This window comes from Sporosarcina saromensis, from assembly GCF_033253735.1.
Taxonomy (GTDB): Bacteria; Bacillota; Bacilli; order Bacillales_A; family Planococcaceae; genus Sporosarcina; species Sporosarcina saromensis.
The window spans coordinates 20799-44475 of record NZ_JAUBDI010000005.1 but is presented as its reverse complement, the minus strand read 5'-3'; the positions used below and the strand labels follow the sequence as shown (position 1 = coordinate 44475).

The window sequence follows — 23677 nt, the reverse complement described above, 5'->3', positions numbered from 1 at the left end:
CTGCGCAATCTGTGCTGGATGAAAAAACTTTGGGGAAAAAGTATTTTCGGATTTGTATGGGGCTACGTCTTCGGCTGGTTCATGAATCTATGGATCATTGTCGGCAACATCGAAGCCTTTTCATGGGAATATTTGATCGGCATCTATGTATCTAGCATCTACTTCGACTTGGCCCACGCATTGTCCAACGTCTTCTTCCTAATCGTCTTCGGTGCGTGCTGGATAAAAATCCCACAACGCGTCCGACGCAAATACGGCCTACTCAGTACTGCATAGTTACGCGTAGCTAAAGGAGTCCTTCGAATATCGAGAGGGCTCCTTTTCCATGCAATAATAAAAAGATCAAGATGAATGGTCAAAGGCATGTAGCGCGATGAGAAAACCAGTTAGCAACAGCATCTGTTCGCGTATTTAAATTTTGTTTATTAACGTTGCAAATTCTCCAGGATTCCCACATAATCCCTTGAAACGCTGTTAGCTCTAATTCCTTTACAGCATTCATTCAACGGAACTTAAAAAACATTTTAATGACGCGCTAGCATCGAGATTCTGCTATCCCGCGTCAATAAAAGTGGTTTAACGACGCGCGAGGACCGAAACTCCGGCATAACGCGTCAATAAAAGTAGTTTAACGACGCGCGAGCACCGAAACTCCGGCATAGCGCGTCAATAAAAGTAGTTTAAACACACGCGAGCACCGAAACTCCGGCATAACGCGTCAATAAAAGTAGTTTAACGACGCGCGAGGACCGAAACTCCGGCATAGCGCGTCAATAAAAGTAGTTTAACGACGCGCGAGGACCGAAACTCTGGCATAACGTGTCAATAAAAGTAGTTTAACGACGCACGAGTATCGAAACCCCGGCATAACGCGTCAATAAAAGTAGTTTAAACACACGCGAACATCGAAATTCTGGCATAACGCGTCATTAAAAATAGTTTAACGACGCGCGAGAACCGATATTCTGGAATACCGCGTTATTAGAAATATGTTAAAGACGAGCGAGCTTCTTTTAAGAAGAAAAACATCTTCAGTTCATCGCATATCTCTTAGATAAAACCTTTATATGCTCAAAGGCATTTAGCGCGATGAGTAAACCAGTTAGCATTTGCCGCTTCCCGCGAACTAAACTTTGTCAGCAAACGCCGCATATTCTCTTGGAATTCCGCATAATTCCTAGAAACGCGGCAAATCAACCTAGAACGCAGCATACTTCCGCCAAACGCCGCATATCAACCTAGAACGCCGCATACTTGACCCAAACGCGGCATATTTGAACAATTTCCTCATAATCCAAACTCATCAAATCAGCACAAATGCCAAGCTTGTGATACAGTAAAAAAACAAGAAACTCGAGCAAGGAGCGATTTTTTGAAAGCGTATATCGTTAACATAACATTTGAACAGATTGAACCGAAAATTTGGCGACGGGTGGCCATGCCAGCAGGCGCGACTTTTAATCGCTTGCATGAAATCATACAGCGCGTGACGAACTTTCAGAGTTTTTTCATGGACGAGCCATATCATTTTTTTGAGATGGAAGTCGATGGGATGCTTATAACAAACAATGAGGCGATGCATGAACAATACGGCAAGTCGAAGTTGAATGGCCTAGTGCTAAAGCGTCCATCTCGTTTGAAAATCGACAGCTACTTAGAAAAAAACCGACAACTTATGTATCGTTATGATAGCGGAGATGATTGGCGGATTCTCGTAGAACTGGAAGCTATCGTGGATGATTATTATTTCGGTTTTCCTACACTTCTTGAAGGTGAAGGAACAGCGCCGCCCGAAGATGTCGGTGGACCACCGGGGTATGAGCAATTTCTACTAACGTATCATGATCCGACAGATCCTGATTATGAAGAAATCCGTGCATGGGCAGAAGCGCAACAATATCGCCCGTACGATCCTCATTTCCTAAACGGTATGCTGAAGTTTTCCAAGTATCAAAAGACAGAATGGGACAAAATTGATCATCGGAATTATGAAGTGTTGTCCGATAAATATCGCGGTCCCTCGACACAAAAGGCAGAAGAAGAAAAAGTCGTAGCAGAAAAGGAAGTTACTCAAAAGGACCAACAGTTGCTCGATTATATTGTCGCATGCACAAATTTATACGGTATTGTGCCGATGGAGCAAGTAGTGGCGATTTATAATGAGCAAAACAGTGATTCCATTACTTTAAATACACTAAACGAGCTTGTACGTGCTGACAGTGTTCAACAACAGTTGGAAGCACGGTTTGCTTATACCGAACAAGATACATTTGTTGCAGAAGCATTAATCGATCCTACTGACCGTATAGCATTACGCAAGGCAGCAGAAGGAAAGCCTTTCTACATTCCAGATGCAATAGAGCTTTTGCGCTACGTCGATGATCATTATTACGAACGAACACCTGCTCAAGAAAAATTAGTAAAGATGTTAAAAGAAGACTTCGGAACAGCGATTGATATTGAAGAAGAAGTGCATGAGCTCGTTGTAAACTTACAAATTAGTGGCGGTGCCTTCACAACGCCTCTCTCTGACTTCCTTCAAAGATTGGAACTCTCTGTAGAAAAAGCACAACGTTATATCGGCGTCATTATTGAAATCGCCAACACAACGAGGCTGTGGGAGAACCGTGGCTTCACACCCGAAGAATTGCAGCCCTATGAACAAGAGCGTATGATTGCAACAGCTAAACATGCTCAAGCGAAAGCTGGTCGCAATGAGCCGTGCCCATGTGGAAGCGGTAAAAAATATAAGAAATGTTGTGGGTAAAACGTATAAGAAGTGCCTGTCCTTTTATGAATGAAGGGCAGGCACTTATTTGTTTATGCTTAATATCTAATCTCCCATCGTCTCATCTTCTGAATGCACATTTATTGACGTGGCTGTTAATGTAGAACTGTCACTACCGAGTGCCTGAATGGAAATGTGATCATGGAAAATCCGATCTCCGAAATCCCAAGTGATGGACCAACCATCGCTGCCATCAATGTCATAACCAATGAGTTCTCTTTCACGCCAAGTTCCTGTTCCCGTTGGCGCTATCCAAAACAGCATCGTATCCACATGTTCTGCTTCCACTGAAATGGTCATTGAACGTGAATCTTTCGGAACGATGACCCATCCATGTTTTTCTTCAAAATCTGTTCGAACCTCTAAAATTTTTGTTAATGGCAACTGGACTTCAGTTGGAACGGTGGACGCGTCTGCACGTTCAAGTGTTTCGTTCTCACTGGTACACGCAGAAAGGGTCAAAATAGCCCATGCAGTCAACAAGGCGAAATTCTTTTTCATTGGAACCTCCATGACGTTTGTGATTGGTTGTTTCGTTTGGAATTTTATTATGCGTCCAAATAAAGAGTTTGTGTCTAATTATTCCGATTATGTTCGATTGTAACATATATTAATAAAGGTAGCGCATGTTGTCCTAGTATAAGCTGTTTTAATTGAATACCACCTAAGTTTACTCTAAAGTATAAATTATTGAAATATTTAAGTCGGTTTTTACAAAAATAGGGGGATACTCGATGGTTGATCAAAAAGATATATTACTAGATTTATTAACAGTACATTCAGCTTACGACGTACAAGCGATACAAAGGACAGGTGATTTCACATTCCTCTCTAAATTATCGGGTCTTCCACAAGTGTGGAAACTGAATGAAAACGATGAGCCCATCCAATTTATTCATGCGCATGATCGCGTTCAAAGTGTCTATCATTCACCAAGTGGTGATAGAACCGTCGTTGGAATAGATCGTGAAGGAAACGAAAAGCAGCAACTTTATATTGTAGGAGCAGCAGGTGGAGCGCCTGAAGTGCTTGTGGAGTCAATGGAACACTTTCATCACTGTGGTGGGTGGTCACCAGATGGCAGATACATATCCTATTCAAGCAATCGCCGGTCTCCAGGCTATTTTGATGTGTTTGTAATGGACGTCGATACAAAAGAAGTGAAGCAAGTTTTTACGCACAACGGAAATTGCATTCCGCTCGGATGGGTGGATGAACAGACACTTTTCGTCAATGTGAAGGAAACGAATATTGATAGCACCATTCATGTTGTTTGTCTACAAACAGGGAATCATTATCAAATTGGCGATCATGATGTGCTAGCGCGTTATGAAGCTCCCGTTATGAAAAAAGATGGAGAAGTAGGTTATGTCCTTACAGATGAGAATGAAGAAACGTTGTATCTTAGCGCATTTTCAATAGATGAACCTGATGAACTTACAAATTTGCTCCATTGGGATTCTTGGGATATAGACGCAATCAGCTTAGCCCCAAAAGAGGATGTCCTAGCATTTTGTCTGAATGAAGGAGGAATGACGAAGTTAGGCATGTATAATACGTCCTCAAGTGAATGGGAATGGGTAGAAAATATACCGAATGGTGTCATCGGATCAATGTCTTGGCGATCAGAGAATGCTTTATTATTTACGCTGAAAACACCAACCGAGCCTGGAGATGTATGGGAATATGATCGATTGAGTGGAACAGTAACAAGGTTAACGTTTATCGGGAAATTTGAAACATCTAGAAATTTGGTGGAGCCGGAATTATATACTTATAGATCTTTTGACGGGCTCCAAATCCCTTATTTTATGTATCATCAAGGGCAGCCTGACAATAAACCTGCAATCATCTATGTGCACGGAGGACCAGAAAGTCAGATAAAAGCAGAGTATAACCCGATTTTTCAATTTCTTGTGTACCAAGGTTTCACAGTCGTAGCACCAAACATTCGAGGTAGCAAAGGATATGGTAGAAGCTATATAAAGCTTGACGATGCAGATAAGCGATTGGACGCTGTCGCCGACTTGGCGAGTTTAGCGAAGGAATTAACGGATGCTCATCAAGTTCTTCCGAATAAAATCGGCATTATGGGACGAAGTTACGGTGGATTCATGGTATTGGCTGCTTTGTCGCACTATCCAAATTTATGGGCTGCTGGCGTAGATATTGTTGGAATGTCTAATTTAAAAACGTTCTTACAAAATACAGGTGAGTGGAGAAGGGGTTTAAGAGAGTATGAGTATGGTTCTCTAAATATGTACAGTGACTATTTTGATAAAATAGCACCTATGAATCTTTCTGAGAACATTACTGCTCCCTTACTCGTTTTCCATGGCAGAAATGACTCGCGTGTCCCAGTGAGTGAAGCCGAACAGCTTGTACAAGATCTTGAATCTAGGGACCGAGACGTAGAACTCATTGTATTTGAAGATGAAGGACACCAAACTTCCAAAATTGAAAATCACGTAGCATTACATACCAAAACGGTTCAATTTCTTAATCGCCACTTGAACCAAAACTGAAATTTGTGAGAGGAAGGCACTTGCTTCGCTGAACAAGTGCCATCTTTTTCGTCCTGCGCCCTCAAAAACATCTTCCTATAAAACAAACAGGTCTACCTCCCCTCTCTCATTAATACAGTAGTAACAAAGCACTCACCACGGAATTTACTAAATAATGGAGGGGACAAATTGAAATGTGTTCATTGTGGGAATGAACAAGCGAACGCGGGTTATTGTTGGAAGTGTGGAACGCCACTGGGCAGGTCGAGCACAACTACTTCCAGTCAACTCGCTGTACCACATGACGAACGGACAGAGGATGGCCAGATTGCAAAAGTGAACGCGACCATTCAGTTCGACAAACTTAAAAAACAAGCCAATCAATACAAAGAATATTTCTTTGCACATGTGAAACACCCATCCATCAGCTTTTCAGGACAACAGCCTGAATTTATCAATGGCATCATCTCTCTTTTTCTATACGCGATTTTGTTTGGTGTAGCAACGTTCATGGCCATTCAAGAAAAGTTGCAACAATCTTACGGCAACATGGAAGTGCTAGGTATGAACGAATATGGCAGCCCATCCGCATTTTCAGTCTTCTTTACCGTCTTTCTCTTCGTTGTCGTTTGCATGGCAGTCGTAATCCTTGCATTGTTCATTGCCAATAAATTGTTCGGTCCGGATGATTCAGGTAAAAAGATGTTGATCGTCTATAGCGCTCACGCACTTCCCGCAATCATCATAAATCTTGTTGCTTGCGGCTTGCTACTCGTAAATTCAGGGTATTATGGCAGCCTCCTGCTAGTTGCTAGTCTTTTCTATGTGGTCATGCTGGCGCCAAGTTATGTCGTAAGTGTTCTCTTATCGAAGCGCCCTAAAGCTGTAGATCCCGTATATGGATTTACCGTTTTTGCCCTGTTACTTGTTATCGCATGTAACGTGCTCTACCGTATGTTGGAAGATGCAGCCATTTATAGCTACTTGGCAAGTTTATGGCAACAAGTATAAAGGACATTTCGTTCATTAAATATAAGTAAAAAGCGAGAAATCGATTGAAAACAATGTCGATTTCTCGCTTTTTCGATTCCAATTTTTCAAGCCAATAAAATTCCTCCATACCCCTTTCAAATAAAATTCAATACGTTATACTTAAATGCGTAAACAACGATTATTGTAAATGACCTTTGAAAGGAACGTTAACATGAAAACTTATGCTGGACGGATAGAGAAAGATTTTATCGGGGAGAAACAAGTACCCGATAACGTGTACTATGGTATTCAAACGCTACGTGCAACGGAAAATTTCCCGATTACGAATGAGCGCATTCATCCACAAATGATTCGTGCCATCGGTATGGTGAAAAAGGCTGCTGCCATTGCAAATTGCTCGGCGAATGGATTGGCTGAACAAATTGGTCATGCGTTAGTTTGCGCGGCACAAGAAGTGATTGACGGGAAGTTGAATGACCAGTTCATCGTGGATCCGATTCAAGGCGGGGCAGGTACGTCTGTCAATATGAATGCAAATGAAGTTATTGCCAATCGTGCACTTGAAATGATGGGGCACGCAAAAGGGGATTATGCGTTCATTAGCCCAAACAATCACGTTAATATGTCCCAGTCAACGAACGATGCTTTTCCAACAGCCATTAAAATAGCTGTACATACGCTTGTGAATGAACTTCTCGATACAATGGAGGAGATGGTAGACGAACTGCGTGTTAAAGAGCAGCAATTCGATTTAATCATTAAGATGGGCAGAACACATTTACAAGATGCTGTTCCGATTCGTCTAGGACAAGAATTTGGAGCTTACCGCCGAGTCGTTGAACGAGATATTGAGCGAATTGCACGGACGCGTATTCATCTTTCAGAAATTAATATGGGCGCAACCGCAGTCGGAACTGGACTTAATGCCAACATGGCGTATATTGAGAAAGTGGTTGAGCAACTGCGTGACATAAGCGGGTTGCCATTACAATCCGCAGAGCATCTCGTGGACTCTACCCAAAACACGGACGTCTACACAGAAATTTCAAGTGCATTGAAAATTTGCATGCTCAATATGTCCAAGATGGCGAACGATTTACGTCTTATGGCTTCAGGTCCACGTGCAGGCTTCAATGAACTCAACTTGCCTGCAAGACAACCAGGCTCATCGATTATGCCAGGTAAAGTGAACCCTGTCATGGCGGAAGTCATTAATCAGATCGCCTTCCAAGTGATCGGCAATGACCATACAATCAGTTTAGCGTCTGAAGCTGGCCAATTTGAATTAAATGTCATGGAACCAGTGCTTGTCTACAACTTACTGCAATCCTTGACAATCATGCGGAACGGATTCAATGTATTCCGTGAGTATTGCTTAGTCGGTTTAACAGCAAATGAAGCGCAGATGCAAGAATACGTTGAACGGAGTATCGGGACAATTACAGCGTTAATGCCGTATATCGGTTACGAAAAGTCGTCCCAACTCGCACGCGAGGCGTTTATTACAGGAGCACCAATACGTGAACTATGCTTGCGTTACGAAGTGCTAACGGTTGAGGAGCTCAATAAACTACTCGATCCGCATCGGATGACGGAAATTCAACGAGAGAGAGAAAAAGTAAGTCAATAAATAAAAGAAGAGGCTGGGACAAAACATAAAAAATGCATGAAGGCAAATTCGCCGGCATGCATTTTTTCTGCTTTTACAATGTTTCTTTTTTATCTTCATAAGTGGATCGGAGCGGAAAAAGGCCGACTCCTGCGGGATTTAGCGCGAATGTTGAGACCCCACAGGGAGCAAAGCGAAGCGACGCGGACGAGGAGGCTCAAGCGCGCCCCGCGGAAAGCGTGCCTTTTGGAGCGCAGAGGAACGGTCTATTTAGAGTTTTGTCCCAGCCTCTTTTCGTTAGTTCGTTTTTCCAGCTACTTTAAATGGTTCAATCGGCATTTCTAGTACTGGAATGGGTTCTTTCGCATTCACGGATGACAAAAACCCTTCCGCTTGCATTCTACGTACAAATTTCTTCAATTCAATTTTCATCATGATGATTTCCATGTCCCTGAAGTCGATCGCATTTCGATGATCTAGTGCCATCCTCACACACTTCCCTTCTCCTATTTTTGATGTAGTCCATTTATCGTGAAAAAATATTTTGTAATTTATATCTTTTGTTCCTTGTGTAAAGTATAACATGTTTGATTCTGTAGCGGTTTACAAGCAAGTTGGGACATTTTTTTTCGAAAAGGGCATTTTTTATCGTTTTTTCTAATATATTTCCCAACATTTCATGGTATGATAGATGCAACCGATGATTTATGATAATGAAGAGAGGGAAGGGCGATGAAAGTAGGACATGTGATTCGTGCCGAACGGGTGCGGCAAAACATGAAACAAATTGTTCTTGCAAAAGGAATTTGCACGCCTTCTTACTTATCAAAAATCGAGCGCAACATGATCAATCCAAGTGAAGAAGTCGTCGAGCTGCTAATGGATCGGCTTGGAATGGATTCTTCAAAGTTTCGTTCTCCTGTTGAAAGCGATTTTGAGCAGAAGTTTGCGAAACTATTAAAAGATACGTATCGATCAGTCATTACAAAACGTGATAAATCCTACACAAAAGAACAACTAGATCTATTAGTTAATGAAAACCCTGTATTCTATGATCAATCACTCTATTATACTTACCTACTCATCGTTTTTCGTTTTCGATTGATTCTAGGGCAAGATATTGAACAAAGGTGGAATGACCTAGAAGTTTTAGATGAATTTCTTTCGAATTTTGATGATCATCAAATGTACCTATACACGTTGAATAAGGCATTGCTATACTACTCGTCTGGAAAACTTGGGAAAGCAGTAGTAAACTTTGAGCTTGTCAGCGAAATAGTTGATACTCTCTATCTAGAAGAGTGGGAACAAGCAGAGCTGGACTATATTTTAGGAGTAGCCTACACTGCGGATATTCGGATTTTTCATTCGATTGAACATATTCGTAAAGCGCTTACTTATTTCAGGGAACAGTTTTCTATGAAGAGAGTACTTGAGTGCTATGTTCTTTTGGGGATAACTTATAAAAAGACAGAGCAATATCAAGAAGCTTTTGATGCATACACAAAAGCACAACAACTTTGTGAGGATTTTAATTTGGAAGATGAAAAAGGGTTAGTTTATCATAACTTAGGTAGTTTGAATTCGATATTAGGCAATAGAGAAGAAGCTATCGGATATTATTTAAAAAGCATGCAAAGTAAAGAGTATATAATAAATCCTTATTTAATTATCTTCTGTTTAGTTGTCGAGTATTCAAAGTCTAATGAGATTGAAAAAGTTATAGAATGGACAAAAAAAGGAATAATTCTATTTGAGGAAAGACAAGATAAACATCACATCACATATTATTATCATCTCAAGTTTTACTATTTCTTGTATTGTGATGAAAATACTGATGTTGAAATTGCTTTAGAAATAATAGATTATTTTAAAGAACTAGATGATCATAGGAATGTACAAAAATATTGTACTGCGTTAGCGGAGTGGTACTATATGAACCGAAAATATAAACTATCTTCGAAATACTTCAAAGAAGCAAATCGGAATGGTTATATCTATAAAAAGATTGAAAGTTGGGAGGATATATAATGAGAAAATTGTTATTAGTACTAAGCCTATTAACTGTTTTTACTTTTACAACAGTTTACCAACAAGCACATGCAAGTCATGATAAAGTACCAGAAATTATGAGCATTAAAACAACTTCAATTTCAAAGTAAGCATGTAGACCAAAAAAACGCCATTTTCGGGCGTTTTTTTTTATTTTTCAACCCTTAATTATTACAGAATCCTATTTTCTGTATAATAATAGTAATGAGTGGTAAATTTATGAAATAATAATCGTTATAATGTAATAGTAGGTATTGCTTGTTACTAGATTTGACAGCATTTATAGCGGTTTTTTCACAACAATTACCAGAAATTATTCAAGGTTCACTCTCCGTCATTCGCCTTATAACCGTCTTACTCTTCTCTTGTTAATATGTATCATAATAGTAACATACTATAGAAAGTTTAATAGTTTTATAGACCTACTCACATTATGGTGGTAGGATTTAAAGACAAACCATAGATTGCTAGAGGAGAGATTAGTAGATGATCTGTATGGAGAATACGCCTAATTTTGCAGGTGTACACCTTGCTGGTGATCGAAATGACTTTGAGTGTCTGAGTAAAGCGATACATGCAATTGTTGGGGATGAAGGGGAATTTTTAGGGTACGAGCAAGTTCGGCAGCGGGTGTTAGAGTTCTGTGAAGAGATTCATTTCACTTTGGATGGCCAACGAGGCATTGCTTTTGTACCAAATGGAGTGGACAAACTTGTTGAAAAAGGGGTTCCTGTTACACCTGTTTCTCGTAAGAATGCGTATTATCACTTTAAAGTACTTTGGCCAGAAATGTTGTTCATCGGGTTTGTCATGAATGAATTTATTGAGCTATCGGCTAAGCATCGAAAACATTTTTGGGATCTGAATCCCGCTGTTATTCGGCAATTCCAAGCAGTACTTGCGTGCTGTCTAGAAAAGACAATAGGGGATAAGAAATTTCGATTGTTAAAAAGTGCGCTTACACCAACTTTCATTGGTTACTATCAAAACTATTATCCGCAGTATATTGATTATTTAAATGTTGAACTACTTAAAATGCCGAAAGAGAAACGTTTAGCAAACATTAGTATCGTTGCCAAGCGTATTGCGAATAAAGACAAGAATTATATAGATTTGAAACGTAAAATTGAAACTGAGGCATTGTTAGAGAAAACGTGTCCGACGGAAGTGTTGCCGTTTGAATTATGTCCTAAAGAGATTGTTTGGTAAATGAACTAGTCGATTACCCTCTTCAAGTAGAAGATGTATGGGAAGAAGTCTCTAAGGTTGCTAACTTTAAATTGGGAATAAGTATTAGCTAGCACTATTTGACTTACACAGCTCAACCTTACATAGCGTCGATTAGAGAAGCCATCTTTCACGAGGAATTAGGGTGATTAATGCTGTAAAGTTGTAATTGGAATCTAAGACATTCTAATTAGAGTACCAAACTTCTTATTGCTATTTCAGTATATTAATAAGTTCTTAAAACGGCTCCTATGTGAGTCGTTTTATTTAAGGGGAGAATTTTTTTGCCTGTGTGTTAAACGATAAAAAGCTAACTAACCGTTTACCTAAAGTGGTTTTTACTGTATTCTTTACTTTCAAGCAACTTAATGCAAAAGTTGTACGGTGGATAAATTAGTAAAGGATTTGAATGGGGAATGGCGCATGGTTTGCGATTGTCAAAGCGGAAAATATTTTTGACGATTGTTTTATTTCTACTTGGTTTAACGATGTTTCGGATTGGTTGGATTGTCACTCATCAGATTCCCGATCATCCTAAAGCGAAACAAGGAATTGTTGATTTGCGTGAGTGGCGTTTTGCGGAGAACGAGGCAATTACGTTAGATGGCGAATGGGAGTTTTATCCTGATGAATTTTTGCAGCCTGATGATCACAAGCGTAGTGGTAGTCAATTCATATTTGTTCCAAGCAATTGGGAAAAGACGGCGCATCTTTCTGAAGCGATTCCTGCATATGGATATGCGACCTATCGGTTAACGGTTCTTCTCCCACCAACAACCGAAAAATTGTACGGATTACGCTTGAAGAAAGTGTTGTCTGCGACAAAAGTATTCATAAATGGTGAGCTTGTTGCATGGCAAAATGAACCGATGGAATCGGATAAAGGGCATGCAACAAAACGGGGGCCATTTACGGTCCTGTTTCCTACCGATCGCGAAGAAGTGGAATTGCTGATTCATGTGTCAAATTATGATGTGCCGTTATCAGGGGGAATTGTAGACAGCATTAAAATCGGATCTGCACATTCGATCCTTGCTGAATCAAAGAAATCCATAACGCTGCAGATTATTGTATGTATGATTTATTTGTTGCATAGTCTTTATGCTTTTTGTATTTATTTTTTGGGGAAAGGGAAATATAAAAAAGAAGTTTTCTATTATGGATTATTACTTATAGTAAGTGGTTTTTCGATTTTAATAGATGATGATATCGTTTTACAGCTGCCGATTCCAATTGAATGGGCCAACAAGTTATTACTATTTTTATTTTTGTCAATGCTATTCGTTACTGTTACATTTATTAAACATTTGTTTGCGATTTCATCACGTATATATGATGTATTAACCGTACTGTTCGCAATTCTAGTCATCGGAATACTACTCCTTCCATTCCATTTCAATTCGTTAATCATGACATTTATTGCGTTATATTACGGAATGGGTCTATTCTTTTTATTTTTTAAGACTATTAGGGCTGTTTCAGCTGGTTTCCCAGACGCAATTTTTATTTTATTATTCATCACAAGTTATTTGTCCAATGTCCTTTGGGGCACTGCGATACAGTTAGGTTTTATCGCTATTCCGTATTATCCTTTTGATTTCATTATCGCAATCATAATGATTGGGCTACTTTTAGTGAATCGTCATATCCGTGTTGCAAAGTTAAATGATCTGCAAACATTGGAGCTTCAGAAGGCGGATAAGATGAAGAATGATTTTCTGGTAAATACATCTCATGAGTTGCGCAATCCCCTTCATGGCATATTGAACATTACACATTCGATTTTATTGGACAAAAAAGAGGAGTTGTCTCCTGAAAACAGAAAAAGTTTGCAATTGCTGCTTCGAGTCGGTAAACAAATGTCGTTTACACTAAATGACTTACTGGACAGTACGAGACTAGAAGAGCAACAATTGCAACTGCATCTTCGTCCAGTCCGATTGCAATCAATCGCATCTGCAGCAATCGATATGATGGAATTTGTCATGTATGATAAAAAACTGAAGTTACGTATGAAAGTACCTGATGAGTTCCCGGCTATTCGGGCGGATGAAAATCGATTGCTGCAAGTTTTGTTTAACCTCTTGCATAATGCTGTGAAATTTACAGAGGAAGGAACAATCACGTTGCGCGCCGCACACGATGGAAAGATGGCGACGATTAGCATCCAAGATACCGGTGTTGGAATTAAGACTGAATTACAAACAAGAATTTTTAATCGATTTGTCCAAAACGATGCAGGGGATTCACCAGCAGGTGGCATTGGAATTGGATTAGCGATTTGTAAACAACTAGTTGAACTGCATGGGGGAGACATCTCAGTCACTTCGGAAATTGGAAAAGGTTCAACATTTTCTTTCACACTTCCACTTGAGCTAGGTACTGGTGAGAAAGGTAATCAAGTCAATCTATCACACATGGAGAGAGAATTGCGTGTGGAATCGGATTGGGAAATTGATGAAGAACCGGTAGCTATGAACAAGCCCCACATTTTAATCGTCGATGATGATGCAGTCAATTTAAGAATATTAAGAAGGCTACTACAATCTGATTATCGTATTACAATGACAATGAATGGTAAAGAAGCCCTTCAATTAGTAGATGAGTTTGTATTCGACATAGCAATAATTGACGTGATGATGCCACATCTATCAGGTTATGAATTGACAAAGTTGATACGAAAGCGATTTTCCCTTTCCGAATTGCCAATCATTCTTTTAACAGCTCGAAGTCAGCCAGAAGATATACTTACAGGTTATTTGGCAGGAGCGAATGATTATGTAGCCAAGCCGATGAATGCACTTTCGATGCAATCACGTGTTCAAGTGTGGACGAGTTTGCGACAAGCAGTGAAAGAGCAGAGTCGTATGGAAGCTGCGTGGCTCCAAGCGCAAATACAGCCGCATTTTCTGTATAACACGTTGAATACAATTGCTTCGTTAGCAGACATTGATGCAACGAGGATGACGCGCTTATTAAATGAGTTCGGCAATTATTTACGTAAAAGCTTTCATACCCAAAATATTGACGATGTTATTCCACTTACAGATGAATTGTCATTGACTAAATCGTATGTATATATTGAGCAAGAACGATTTGGTGAACGTTTGAAAGTTCGTTGGGAAATTGATGAGAAAGAAGGATTATTCATACCTCCATTAGCACTTCAAACAATCGTGGAAAATGCAGTGAGTCATGGTGTGCTTAAGCGTGTAGAAGGTGGCACTGTCGTCATTCGGATTAAAAGAGCAGACACATACTATGATGTAATTGTTGAAGATGACGGAATAGGGATGTCAATTGAACAAGTGCAACAACTGATGGGTGATGCGACGAAGGAAGAGAAAGGGATTGGGGTAGCAAATACACAACGCCGTTTAAGAAGATTATACGGTAAGGGATTAGTGATTGAAAGTGAACGTGGAATAGGGACAACTGTCAAATTTCAAATTCCATACATCGAGTCATAACGGGTTTGTAAGTGGCTAGTCTAAGATAAATATACCGCATGAAGCAAGAGAATCATATCTTTGCTTCATGCGGTTTTTTGTATGGATTTTCATTGTTTAAGAGAAGTTTAAGAATAAGGTAAGAAGACTTTAAGGGCTATTGCATAGAGTATATATGGTGGTAGAAGTTCTGTTTGATAAGGAGTGTGATGTACATTCGTAGAGTAGTAGGTAGTTTGCTACTGGTTGTTGGCCTTGGCATTCTTTTTTATCCTCAAATCGAAAAGAAAGCATATCACAAAGAACAACAAGATCTATTAGACGCTTTTGAAAGACTAGGGACAATTGAAGAATCAGAGCAACCTGTGGTAGATGGTGAGATAAAAGATGAGGTTGGAAGCACGGCGGATTCCGAGGAGGCCGATTTGTTGGAAGGGGTGACGGGACTATTACAAATTGAAAAGATTGATCTGAAAATCGCGATTTTTGATAGTTCCTCAGTTGAAGCGCTGACGAAAGGTGTTGGCATGATAGAGCCTGAAAAACAGTTTGGCATGAACAATATCGGAATAGCAGGTCATCGATCCGTTACACATGGAAAGCAGTTCAATCGATTGCGGGAAGTGGAACCAGGTGATACAGCGACTGTCGTAACGACCGATGGAACGTTTGAGTATGTCATCACCGATTCATTCGTCGTCCACCAATCGGAAGTGTCTGTTCTAGATGATCAGGAAGATCCGTTATTGACGCTCGTTACGTGCACACCCTTAGGAAGTCGCAATCCACCTTATCGATTAATAGTCCAAGGCAAACTTGTAAATGGTCAAGGTGAGAAATGACATTGGCCATACACGATGGATACTGGTACAGGAAAGAGGGAGAATGGATGAAATGAAGAAACTATCAATTTTTGCATTATTTCTACTGCTCATCGGTCAAACGATTTTAGGACCAATTTCGATGGTGCATGCAAGTGAAGCTGGCACTTCCACGCAGTCATTTATGGTTATGGAACGGACAGCAACGACAGCAGGTGACAGTTTTACACACGATTCCACAATACAACTTCACTATGAATGGAAAGTTGAAGGAGACGTTACTGAAGGACAGTCGTTCTCATTGCCGTTTCCTCAACAAGTACAGGTGGATCAAGTAGCTGGCGAATGGCAAGATGGAGATATTTCGATTGCCTATACCATTGCGGATGGATTTATAACAGCAAGTATTAATGAGCAACACCCACAGCAATCGGGCTCGTTCAGTGTTTCTGGTAAATTAAAAGAAGAGGCAACAAACTTTATGTTTGCTGGGGAAACGTATGAAGTGGATGGTCAGCAAACAAGTGATTGGGAAACAAACACTGAAAATCCAATAGAGTCGGGTGAAGAGGCTACGGTGGAAAACGAACAACCTGAAGCTGATGGAGATGAAAGTGGGAACACTAAAGAAGAATCTCCTGGAGAAGAAGAGAATCTACCTGTTGGCGAAGGTGAGGAGCTGACAGAAAATGGAAATCCAACCGAAACGGAGACTACAGCTACAACAATTCCTACAAATGCAGGATCAATTACGGAGAATATCTTAACGGATGTTGAGCTGACGTTTGAGAAGGAAAGCGATGGCACACCAGTTGATAAAGTCGATCAAGATACCATTATTGGTGTTCAATACAAGTGGGCATTAGAAAATGGTCATGGGTATACATCCGGAGCGACGTTTACGTTTCAGTTACCGTCTGAATTAAAGGTATACGAGCAAATAGTATCTGCAGAAATGCTATTTGAAGAGGAAGTTGTCGGCTATTTTTCAGTAGCTACAGATGGTACAGCAACCATTCAATTTACAGATGTAATCGGGCAATATTCCAATGTGAACGGCTATGTCAAAGTTTGGACTGAAATCAGTGAAGAAACAATCATTACAGGGGACGAACTAATTATCACGCCAATTGAAGGCAAGACTTCTATTCGTATCCCACTGAACTTCGAACCAGGCGGAGCTGCGATTGAGAAGCGAGGGACGCCAAATCGTGTGTACAATGGTGAATTTATCACGTGGACGATTGACGTGAATAAAAACTTGGCTTCTTTGACGAACGCTCAAATCGTCGATCCCATTCAAACCGGACAAGAACTGAAAGAGGGATCGATAAAGCTTTATAAGCTGCATACAAAATGGAATGGATCTGTCGAGGTTGGAGATGGGATTGAATTAGCTTCCCAATCGTTCCCAGTATCACTAGGGACAATCGAAACAGCGTACCGTCTTGTATTCGAAACGAAAGTAGTCAACGAAGATGCAACAAAGTTCTCAAACACCGCAACGCTGACGTCTGACGGGAAAGAGGATCAGAGTGCAACAGCTTCTGTTTCCATTCAACGCGGCAAACCGCTTGCAAAACGTGCTAAGCAATATAACAGCGCGGAGCAGTCCATCGAGTGGGAAATTCTCTACAATTACAATGAGAAGAAAATTCCACAGTCCGAAGCAAAGTTAACAGACTTTTTTACGAACAGCCAAGAATTGCTTGGTGAGTCATTCACAGTTGAGCAAGTGACGATTAATCCGGAAACGGGTAAAGAATCCGGTTCGGTGCCATTTACCAACTTCACTGTTACCAATCAATCAAAAGAAGGTAAGAACGGGTTCGTTTTAAGTTTTAATCAGGATATCAATAAAGCCTACAAAATTACGTACAAAACAAAGTCGATCGATCGTGTGTATGAAGATGCGACAATTGTGAATGAAGTAGCGGCGGGTTCTTACGTTGTAGGAGATGTCGGTCAAAAGATCAGTCCACAAATACTGTTCAAGAGCCACGGAACGCCTAACTACAAAACGAAGGAAATTGGCTGGACGATTCGCGTGAACAGAGACCACCATACAATGAAAAATGTTGTTGTAACAGACACGTTTATAAACGGTGGCCTGACGTTCAAGGCGGATACTGTTGTTGTAAAAGAGGCAGGGGTTACGGTACCTGAAGACGAGTATACAGTCGTTGAAACAGGTGATGGCTTCACTCTCACTTTTCATAGAACGATCGAAAAAGAGGTTGTTATTACGTACAACACTCGTTTTGATTATGAATCGAGAACGGATAAAGATTCGGACTTTCTTGAAAATCAGGTGAAGCTTGACTGGAAAGACTCTTCCAATAGAGATCGTACTCTTACTGTGTCAAGAAAATTCACACCAGATGTCTATACACAGGCAAACGGTTTCAAAAATGGTTCCTACAACGCGGTCACAAAAGAAATTACGTGGGAAATCGGTGTAAACTATAACTTACAAACGTTAGAAAATGCGGTCATTGAAGACACATATGACGGGAATCAAAAGCTGTTAAAAGAATCGATTACTGTCTATAAAATGTCGCTTACTGGCGGATCAAATGGAGTAGAAATAGGTGAAGCGGTCGAAGGAATCGATTACTCCATTTCCTATCCATCCGAGAAACAGTTCAAAATTAACTTTACCAGAGCGATTAGTGAACCATATAAAGTCGTTTACAATACGTCAGTGGATGAAGTATCCCTTGTAGCTGCATCCTATAACAACACGGCGATCTTAAAGAATAACGGTTCGCAACAATGGGAATTGAATGCAACTGTTCCGATCCCGAATGGTGGATCGTACATCAAAAAATCAGGTGTTCAAAACGGTATGGTCATTGATTGGAAACTAGATATTAACTTCGCACAGTCTAATGTCCATAATGCAGAAATTTATGATGTGCCGGATGGCAAGCAAGTTATTATGCAAGATACTTTTAAACTTTACAAGACCGTAGTTTCTCAGGATGGATCTGTTGAGAAACAAGCATTGATGGAGAAAGATGTGGATTACACCCTTTCGTTTACAGAGGATCCTGATTCGTTTACGCTGAACTTTCTCCGTGTCATTAATGAGCCATATATTCTTGAATACCAAACTCGAATTCTTGCTGCGGTAGGAGAAGACATTAATAATGGTATAACGTTTATTGGTGATAACATTACTACTGAAACGGGTTCAAGTGAAACGTTTAAAGTGAAGCGGACTAATGGCATGGGTGCAGGAACTGGTGAAGTTGGTAGATTGACTGTAATTAAAAGAGATGGCAGTACTGGGGAGCTTCTAAAAGGTGCAAAATTTGCACTGATTGATAACGACAGCGGAGCAACACTAGCGACCGCGGAGACGAATGAGGATGGCGAAGCCTTCTTTAATAGACTTCTATATGGAAACTATCTTCTAAAAGAAATTCAAGCCCCTGTAGGCTATCTTGCTGGTGCAGATCAATCGATTACGATTGACTCGCCTTATGAGAAGGAAAATGCAGATAAGCCAGGAAACAAAGTAACCGTCAATAATACGAAGCTTGTCTATGAAGTTCAGCTTCAGAAGTTTGGTGAAGAGGGGAACGTACTTGCTGGCGCAGTATTTATGCTGCAAAAAGCGACAGAAAACGGTTTCGTAATTATAGAAGAAAATTTAATCACGGATGAACATGGATTAATTATTTACACAGAATTGGATCCAGGTAGTTATCGCTTTGTCGAAACGAAGGCACCACTTGGCTATCAACTTCTTCAAGGTTCTATTGGATTTGAAATTGAAGAAGATGCAACTGTTCGAAAAGAAGTCACTGCTACAAACATTAAAAAAGGCTCAGCATTATTGAAGAAAGTGGATAGTGTTGACAACACGAATACTCTAACAGGTGCTGAATTTAGGGTGGAAGATGAAAACGGCAATATCGTTAGAGAACTTGTCAGAACAAAAGAAAATGGTGAAGCGATTGTTCAGAATCTTGATCCAGGCACATATTATTTCATTGAAACAAAAGCACCAGAATTTTATCAACTAGACCATACACCGATAAAATTTGTGTTGGAAGCCGGATCGTCAAAAAGCGTGCAAGTTGAAGTGGAAAACACACTTATTACAAGAGACGTTCAGTTAGAGAAAGTGGATGCTAGCAATCCATTGAACAAGTTGAGTGGAGCAACATTCGAGTTCCAATACGAAGATGGAACATTCATTTCAGAGCATACGACAAATGATGATGGTTTGGTTTTCGTGAAGAACCTTGCGCCAGGAAGCTATCAGTTTGTTGAAACGGTTGCTCCGGAAGGGTATGTGCTCGATACGACACCACTTCCATTCACTGTTGAGAAGAGCAGCGTCTCTCCAGCAGAAATGATGAAATTAGTGAAGTCGAATACGGCACGTCCTGGAAGTGTTGTCATTCAAAAGGTTGACAGCGTAACAGGCGAACCGTTGGCAGGCGTAGAATTCCAAATTGAAACGTCTAGTGGGGATGTGCTGAGAACGGAGTTGGTCACGAATAAAGAAGGACAAATTGATGTGACAGGACTTGCGCCTGGGAACTATCAACTCGTTGAAACGAAACCGCTTGAAACGTACAAAGCATTAAAAGAACCGATTCCTTTTACAATTATTTTCAATCAACAGGAACCACTCGGCTTGAAGGTTGAGAACACTCTCATCCCACGAGATGTTCAACTCTTGAAGATTGACGCAAAAGATGAAACAAAGACATTAAGTGGAGCGACGTTCGAATTACAACACGACGATGGAACAGTTATCTCGACACATACAACGAATGCTGACGGGATTATCCTAGTGGAAAATCTAGCGCCGGGCACTTATCAATTTGTTGAAACCAAAGCTCCAAATGGCTATGAACTCAATGCTGAACCATTAAAGTTCACGGTGGAAACAAGTGAAGTGGACCCTGCAGAACTGTTAGAATTACGTATGGAGAACAGTGCTGTACCTGGAGATGTACGTGTCAAAAAAGTGGACCGAGCAAATGGGAATCCTTTAGCAGGAGCGAAGTTTAGGGTGGAAGATGCATCCGGTACTATTCTCGATGACACCCTTGTATCGGATGAGAATGGATTATTTGAAATAAAGGATCTCTATCCAGGCAGTTACAAACTTGTTGAAACAGTGGCACCTTCAGGTTATTTGAAGCTGCGTGCACCAATCGAGTTTACAATCGAGGTCGGTCAAACAGAGATTTTAGAATTGACGGTCGAAAATACGAAAGAAAGTCCTGGCGGATGGTTCCCCCCACCGGTAGATCCACCGACTGATCCGGAAGAGCCAGAAGAACCGGGTAAACCAGGAAAGCCCACGCCAAAACCTCCTAATTCCGGTGTATTAGGAGATGGAGGGAAGAAGCTTCCACAAACAGGAGAAGCGTATCCAATTGGGTCAATCGCGTTAGGAATTCTGTTTATTCTATTGGGAAGTTGGTTAGTAGGGACGAAAAAAATACGTAATAGAAAGCTATAAAGTAAAACGTGAGAAACCACTTATTTTGTGGTTTCTCACGTTTTTTGTGTTGCCCTTAAGAAGTGCATCGGCTATTTATAAAATTATAAAAGGTAGAAGTGCTGTAAATAACCACCACTCTTAGAAGAATGCAAGAACAATATTCTAGCGGAATTAACGCGTGATAATTGATTCGTATAGTTTGGTTGTAGCTTCATCAGGGGGGATGCCAAAATCGGTGATGAGCAGATTCTTCATGTCGTGATAGACTCGGACTGCTTCGCCACGATTTCCAACAGTAACATAATGGCGCATTAATTGCTGAATGACATGTTCTGAATAGGGGTTGTGCAACACGAGAAGTTGTAAGTACTTTTCCGTTTTTGTAAGATTACCGTTTTCATTGAAAAAGTCGACGAGTCGTTGCAGTAGTTGTAAAAATTTTTGTCTAATTTCACTTGCTATCGGAATAGCCCAATTATAGCCAGTTGTTTCTAAATAACCTCCACTATATTGGTCAACAATTTCTTCAAAGACATTGAACGTATCCTTAGTTATAAGATGTTGATCACCAATTAGTCTTTCAAATTGGTGTGCATCACATTGAAACCGGTTTAACGATAAAGTATAACCACTATTCGAAAACGTGATGGCATTGCTGAAGCCCATGGACGTTAACATTTTTCGTAAATAAGACATCGTCGTATGCATTTGAATTTTTGCTCTCTCAAATTCAACTTCAGGCCAAAGATTATCAATTAGTGTATCACGGTGTATGTGATCACCTAAATGTGTAAAGAGGTAGGCGAAAAGTTCTTTTACTTTTGCTGTCTTCCATTTCACCGGCACATTGTGATGATACACCGTAAATTCATTAAAACAAATGATTTTTAGGGTATATGTTTCATTAAGTAAAACGGTTTTTTCACTCGTCTGTAGTTGGTCTACAATGCGATTCACAGTTTTGTGAAGACGATCAAATGTGATGGGTTTCAGTAAATAATCAATGGACTGCAATTCAAATGCTTCAATGGCATAATCTCGATACGCACTAACAAAGACAATTTTGATAGCACTATTCCAATCTCTGATTAGTTCGGCAAACTCGATGCCATTTAATTTTGGCATTTCAATATCTAAAAAAACCACATCGAAGTTTAATGTTTTCATTACTTTTAACAGATCAATTGCATTTGTATACATCCCGATGATTTCGACCTGGTCTGTCTTTAAAAGTAATTTTTCTAAATGTTGCAATGCTAAAATCTCATCATCTACAATGACCGCTCGTATCAAAACCTATCACCTACTTCCATCACTTTTATAAATAAAGTTATATATTACCAATGATTATCCCAGTAAACTATTATGCACGCAACAGATAGAGTGAACAGGGAAGTATAATGATTCATTCGATAGGGAAGTGATTTTTAAAGAATTAATCAATAGTCATATTTTGAAGGAATGATTTACATTATCTTCTAGAATAATAGTCTTACAGGTCTGAATCTAAAGTTCAGTTATTGTATTTCAAAACAACAAGTGTTTTATCTACTGTCAAAAGGGTAGAGTGCGAATAAGTTTGACTTTACTGTCTATTCGAGAGGGGGTGATGTTGTTGAGTCGTAGAATAATAGGTATAGTCATTTTTGCAATATGTATGGGATTTCCGTTTACAATCGTAAAAGCTACAGAGCTGGATGACAAGGATGAGAGAAGTTTGTCGTCGGTTTTTGAAAAGGTCGGTACTACGGTAAAGAACTCTGTTGAATCGGTCGGAAAAGTTACGGATTCCACAGTTCGTAGTGTGGACGAGACACTTCGAGATACCCATTCCTTCACGCAAGATACGTTGAGAACAGTGACGAGCATTGATGAGGAAAAGCCGGTCTCTAAGGTGTTCAATCAAACGATTGACCACGTGGAATCAACCGTTTCCAATCTACCACAAGTCGTTGAGGAGACGACAAAAACGATTGACCGTACCGTGTCAGACGTAAAGGACGTTACGGAAGCATTACCTGAGTTGCCTGTAGTAACTCCTGTAGGAAAAGAAGTCGGGAAAACTGTTGAAAAAACGACATCTGCAGTTACCACGACGGTCAATCAGAAAGTGGAAGAAGTAGCGCAAGTGCCTGCTGTTTTGAAACGTAAGGAACCATTCATTGAGGAACGTCCTGAAGCTGTTGAAGTACAAGATGAAGTCCAATCTGAAGGAGGTATAAATCCAGATCTATCTACAGAACCGTTTACTCCTAAGGATGATGTAGAGGATGAAATAAATCCATCTGAGGAGCATGTTCAAAAAATGGAGATGGTTGAACTGCAAAGCGCTATGCATATAGCGGACCATTCTAGTGAACAACTTGGAGAAACATTATTTAGGGATATACCCGCTTATGATGGTGGTGAAACCAGCTTTGTTGTTGGAGTGAGCAAAAGTGGAGCGAAAAATGCAATTGAGAATGAAAATAGCCGGGGATCTATGCAAAAAGAATTACCTTTGCAACTTATTACAAGTGGACATGACGCTCAGAACTTCGTTATTACAGCAAATTCTACATCTGCTCTCTCTTCTCCTTCAACGAGCGGACATGCAGATGTACTTGCAAACATTTTGCGTCCCTTGTCGTTAAGTAGAGATGCTGTCTATCATGTAGGCCGTCATTTTAGTCAGAATGTAAAAAGTCAGTGGTCAAACGCTCCGCCTGGTCAACCGCCTCGATTTATTCCTTTTTTAGTAAACAAACTGACTAACTAAAAA

Annotated in this window: 15 protein-coding genes; 12 read left to right on the top strand and 3 right to left on the bottom strand. The window is 40.2% G+C overall.

Translation table 11 applies throughout. The features are described from left to right. Nucleotides 1-18: 18 nt before the first annotated feature. Nucleotides 19-276, top strand: coding sequence for a hypothetical protein (locus QT711_RS07465; RefSeq protein WP_317943085.1), 258 nt, complete (start codon nucleotides 19-21; stop codon nucleotides 274-276). A 1096-nt stretch (nucleotides 277-1372) separates the two neighbouring features. After that, nucleotides 1373-2767, top strand: a complete 1395-nt coding sequence (locus QT711_RS07460; protein ID WP_317943084.1) for an IS1096 element passenger TnpR family protein — start codon at nucleotides 1373-1375, stop codon at nucleotides 2765-2767. 66 nt (nucleotides 2768-2833) lie between these two features. Here the strand turns inward: QT711_RS07460 and QT711_RS07455 are convergent, their stop codons facing one another. Next, entirely contained in the window at nucleotides 2834-3289 is a 456-nt protein-coding gene (locus QT711_RS07455) for a hypothetical protein (protein ID WP_317943082.1), read from the bottom strand. Between the two features lie 233 nt (nucleotides 3290-3522). On the opposite strand from QT711_RS07455, the gene QT711_RS07450 reads away from it, so the two are divergent. The 3 genes from QT711_RS07450 (at nucleotide 3523) to aspA (ending at nucleotide 7915) form a co-directional block, all read left to right on the top strand. Further along, nucleotides 3523-5313, top strand: coding sequence for a S9 family peptidase (locus tag QT711_RS07450; protein WP_317943080.1), 1791 nt, complete (start codon nucleotides 3523-3525; stop codon nucleotides 5311-5313). A 168-nt stretch (nucleotides 5314-5481) separates the two neighbouring features. Further along, nucleotides 5482-6303 (top strand): DUF6574 domain-containing protein, encoded by an 822-nt coding sequence (locus QT711_RS07445; protein ID WP_317943079.1) that lies wholly within the window; start codon nucleotides 5482-5484, stop codon nucleotides 6301-6303. A 193-nt stretch (nucleotides 6304-6496) separates the two neighbouring features. Further along, nucleotides 6497-7915 (top strand): aspartate ammonia-lyase, encoded by a 1419-nt coding sequence (aspA, locus tag QT711_RS07440; RefSeq protein WP_317943078.1) that lies wholly within the window; start codon nucleotides 6497-6499, stop codon nucleotides 7913-7915. Nucleotides 7916-8191: 276 nt separating this feature from the next. Here aspA and QT711_RS07435 read toward each other — a convergent pair whose 3' ends face one another. Next, on the bottom strand, nucleotides 8192-8386 hold the full coding sequence (locus QT711_RS07435; protein WP_317943077.1) for a hypothetical protein: 195 nt from the start codon (nucleotides 8384-8386) through the stop codon (nucleotides 8192-8194). Between the two features lie 240 nt (nucleotides 8387-8626). On the opposite strand from QT711_RS07435, the gene QT711_RS07430 reads away from it, so the two are divergent. From QT711_RS07430 to QT711_RS07405, 6 genes are all read left to right on the top strand, one after another. Continuing rightward, nucleotides 8627-9925 carry a tetratricopeptide repeat protein gene (locus QT711_RS07430; RefSeq protein ID WP_317943076.1) on the top strand — a complete coding sequence of 433 codons (1299 nt, stop codon included), beginning with the start codon at nucleotides 8627-8629 and terminating at the stop codon, nucleotides 9923-9925. Continuing rightward, on the top strand, nucleotides 9925-10056 hold the full coding sequence (locus QT711_RS07425; RefSeq protein ID WP_317943075.1) for a hypothetical protein: 132 nt from the start codon (nucleotides 9925-9927) through the stop codon (nucleotides 10054-10056). Before QT711_RS07430 ends, QT711_RS07425 begins: the two co-directional genes overlap by 1 nt. Nucleotides 10057-10432: 376 nt before the next feature. After that, on the top strand, nucleotides 10433-11155 hold the full coding sequence (locus QT711_RS07420; protein WP_317943073.1) for a DUF6904 family protein: 723 nt from the start codon (nucleotides 10433-10435) through the stop codon (nucleotides 11153-11155). 434 nt (nucleotides 11156-11589) lie between these two features. Beyond that, complete coding sequence (locus tag QT711_RS07415) at nucleotides 11590-14643, top strand: hybrid sensor histidine kinase/response regulator (RefSeq protein ID WP_317943071.1); 3054 nt, start codon at nucleotides 11590-11592, stop codon at nucleotides 14641-14643. 188 nt (nucleotides 14644-14831) lie between these two features. Then, nucleotides 14832-15464 (top strand): class D sortase, encoded by a 633-nt coding sequence (locus QT711_RS07410; protein ID WP_317943069.1) that lies wholly within the window; start codon nucleotides 14832-14834, stop codon nucleotides 15462-15464. A 52-nt stretch (nucleotides 15465-15516) separates the two neighbouring features. Then, nucleotides 15517-20934, top strand: coding sequence for a SpaA isopeptide-forming pilin-related protein (locus QT711_RS07405; RefSeq protein WP_317943068.1), 5418 nt, complete (start codon nucleotides 15517-15519; stop codon nucleotides 20932-20934). Between the two features lie 153 nt (nucleotides 20935-21087). Here QT711_RS07405 and QT711_RS07400 read toward each other — a convergent pair whose 3' ends face one another. Then, a complete protein-coding gene (locus QT711_RS07400; protein ID WP_317943067.1) occupies nucleotides 21088-22209 on the bottom strand; it encodes a response regulator in 1122 nt (373 codons plus the stop codon). A gap of 322 nt (nucleotides 22210-22531) precedes the next feature. Between QT711_RS07400 and QT711_RS07395 the strand changes: the two genes are divergently transcribed. Beyond that, a complete protein-coding gene (locus QT711_RS07395) occupies nucleotides 22532-23674 on the top strand; it encodes a hypothetical protein (protein WP_317943066.1) in 1143 nt (380 codons plus the stop codon). The last annotated feature ends 3 nt before the right edge of the window (nucleotides 23675-23677 follow it).

Coding starts and splice junctions, on each gene's coding strand:
- QT711_RS07420 (WP_317943073.1), top strand. CDS start 10,433: ATGATCTGTATGGAGAATACGCCTAATTTTGCAGGTGTACACCTTGCT.
- QT711_RS07450 (WP_317943080.1), top strand. CDS start 3,523: ATGGTTGATCAAAAAGATATATTACTAGATTTATTAACAGTACATTCA.
- QT711_RS07415 (WP_317943071.1), top strand. CDS start 11,590: ATGGCGCATGGTTTGCGATTGTCAAAGCGGAAAATATTTTTGACGATT.
- QT711_RS07425 (WP_317943075.1), top strand. CDS start 9,925: ATGAGAAAATTGTTATTAGTACTAAGCCTATTAACTGTTTTTACTTTT.
- QT711_RS07465 (WP_317943085.1), top strand. CDS start 19: ATGAAAAAACTTTGGGGAAAAAGTATTTTCGGATTTGTATGGGGCTAC.
- QT711_RS07430 (WP_317943076.1), top strand. CDS start 8,627: ATGAAAGTAGGACATGTGATTCGTGCCGAACGGGTGCGGCAAAACATG.
- QT711_RS07455 (WP_317943082.1), bottom strand. CDS start 3,289: ATGAAAAAGAATTTCGCCTTGTTGACTGCATGGGCTATTTTGACCCTT.
- QT711_RS07405 (WP_317943068.1), top strand. CDS start 15,517: ATGAAGAAACTATCAATTTTTGCATTATTTCTACTGCTCATCGGTCAA.
- QT711_RS07410 (WP_317943069.1), top strand. CDS start 14,832: ATGTACATTCGTAGAGTAGTAGGTAGTTTGCTACTGGTTGTTGGCCTT.
- aspA (WP_317943078.1), top strand. CDS start 6,497: ATGAAAACTTATGCTGGACGGATAGAGAAAGATTTTATCGGGGAGAAA.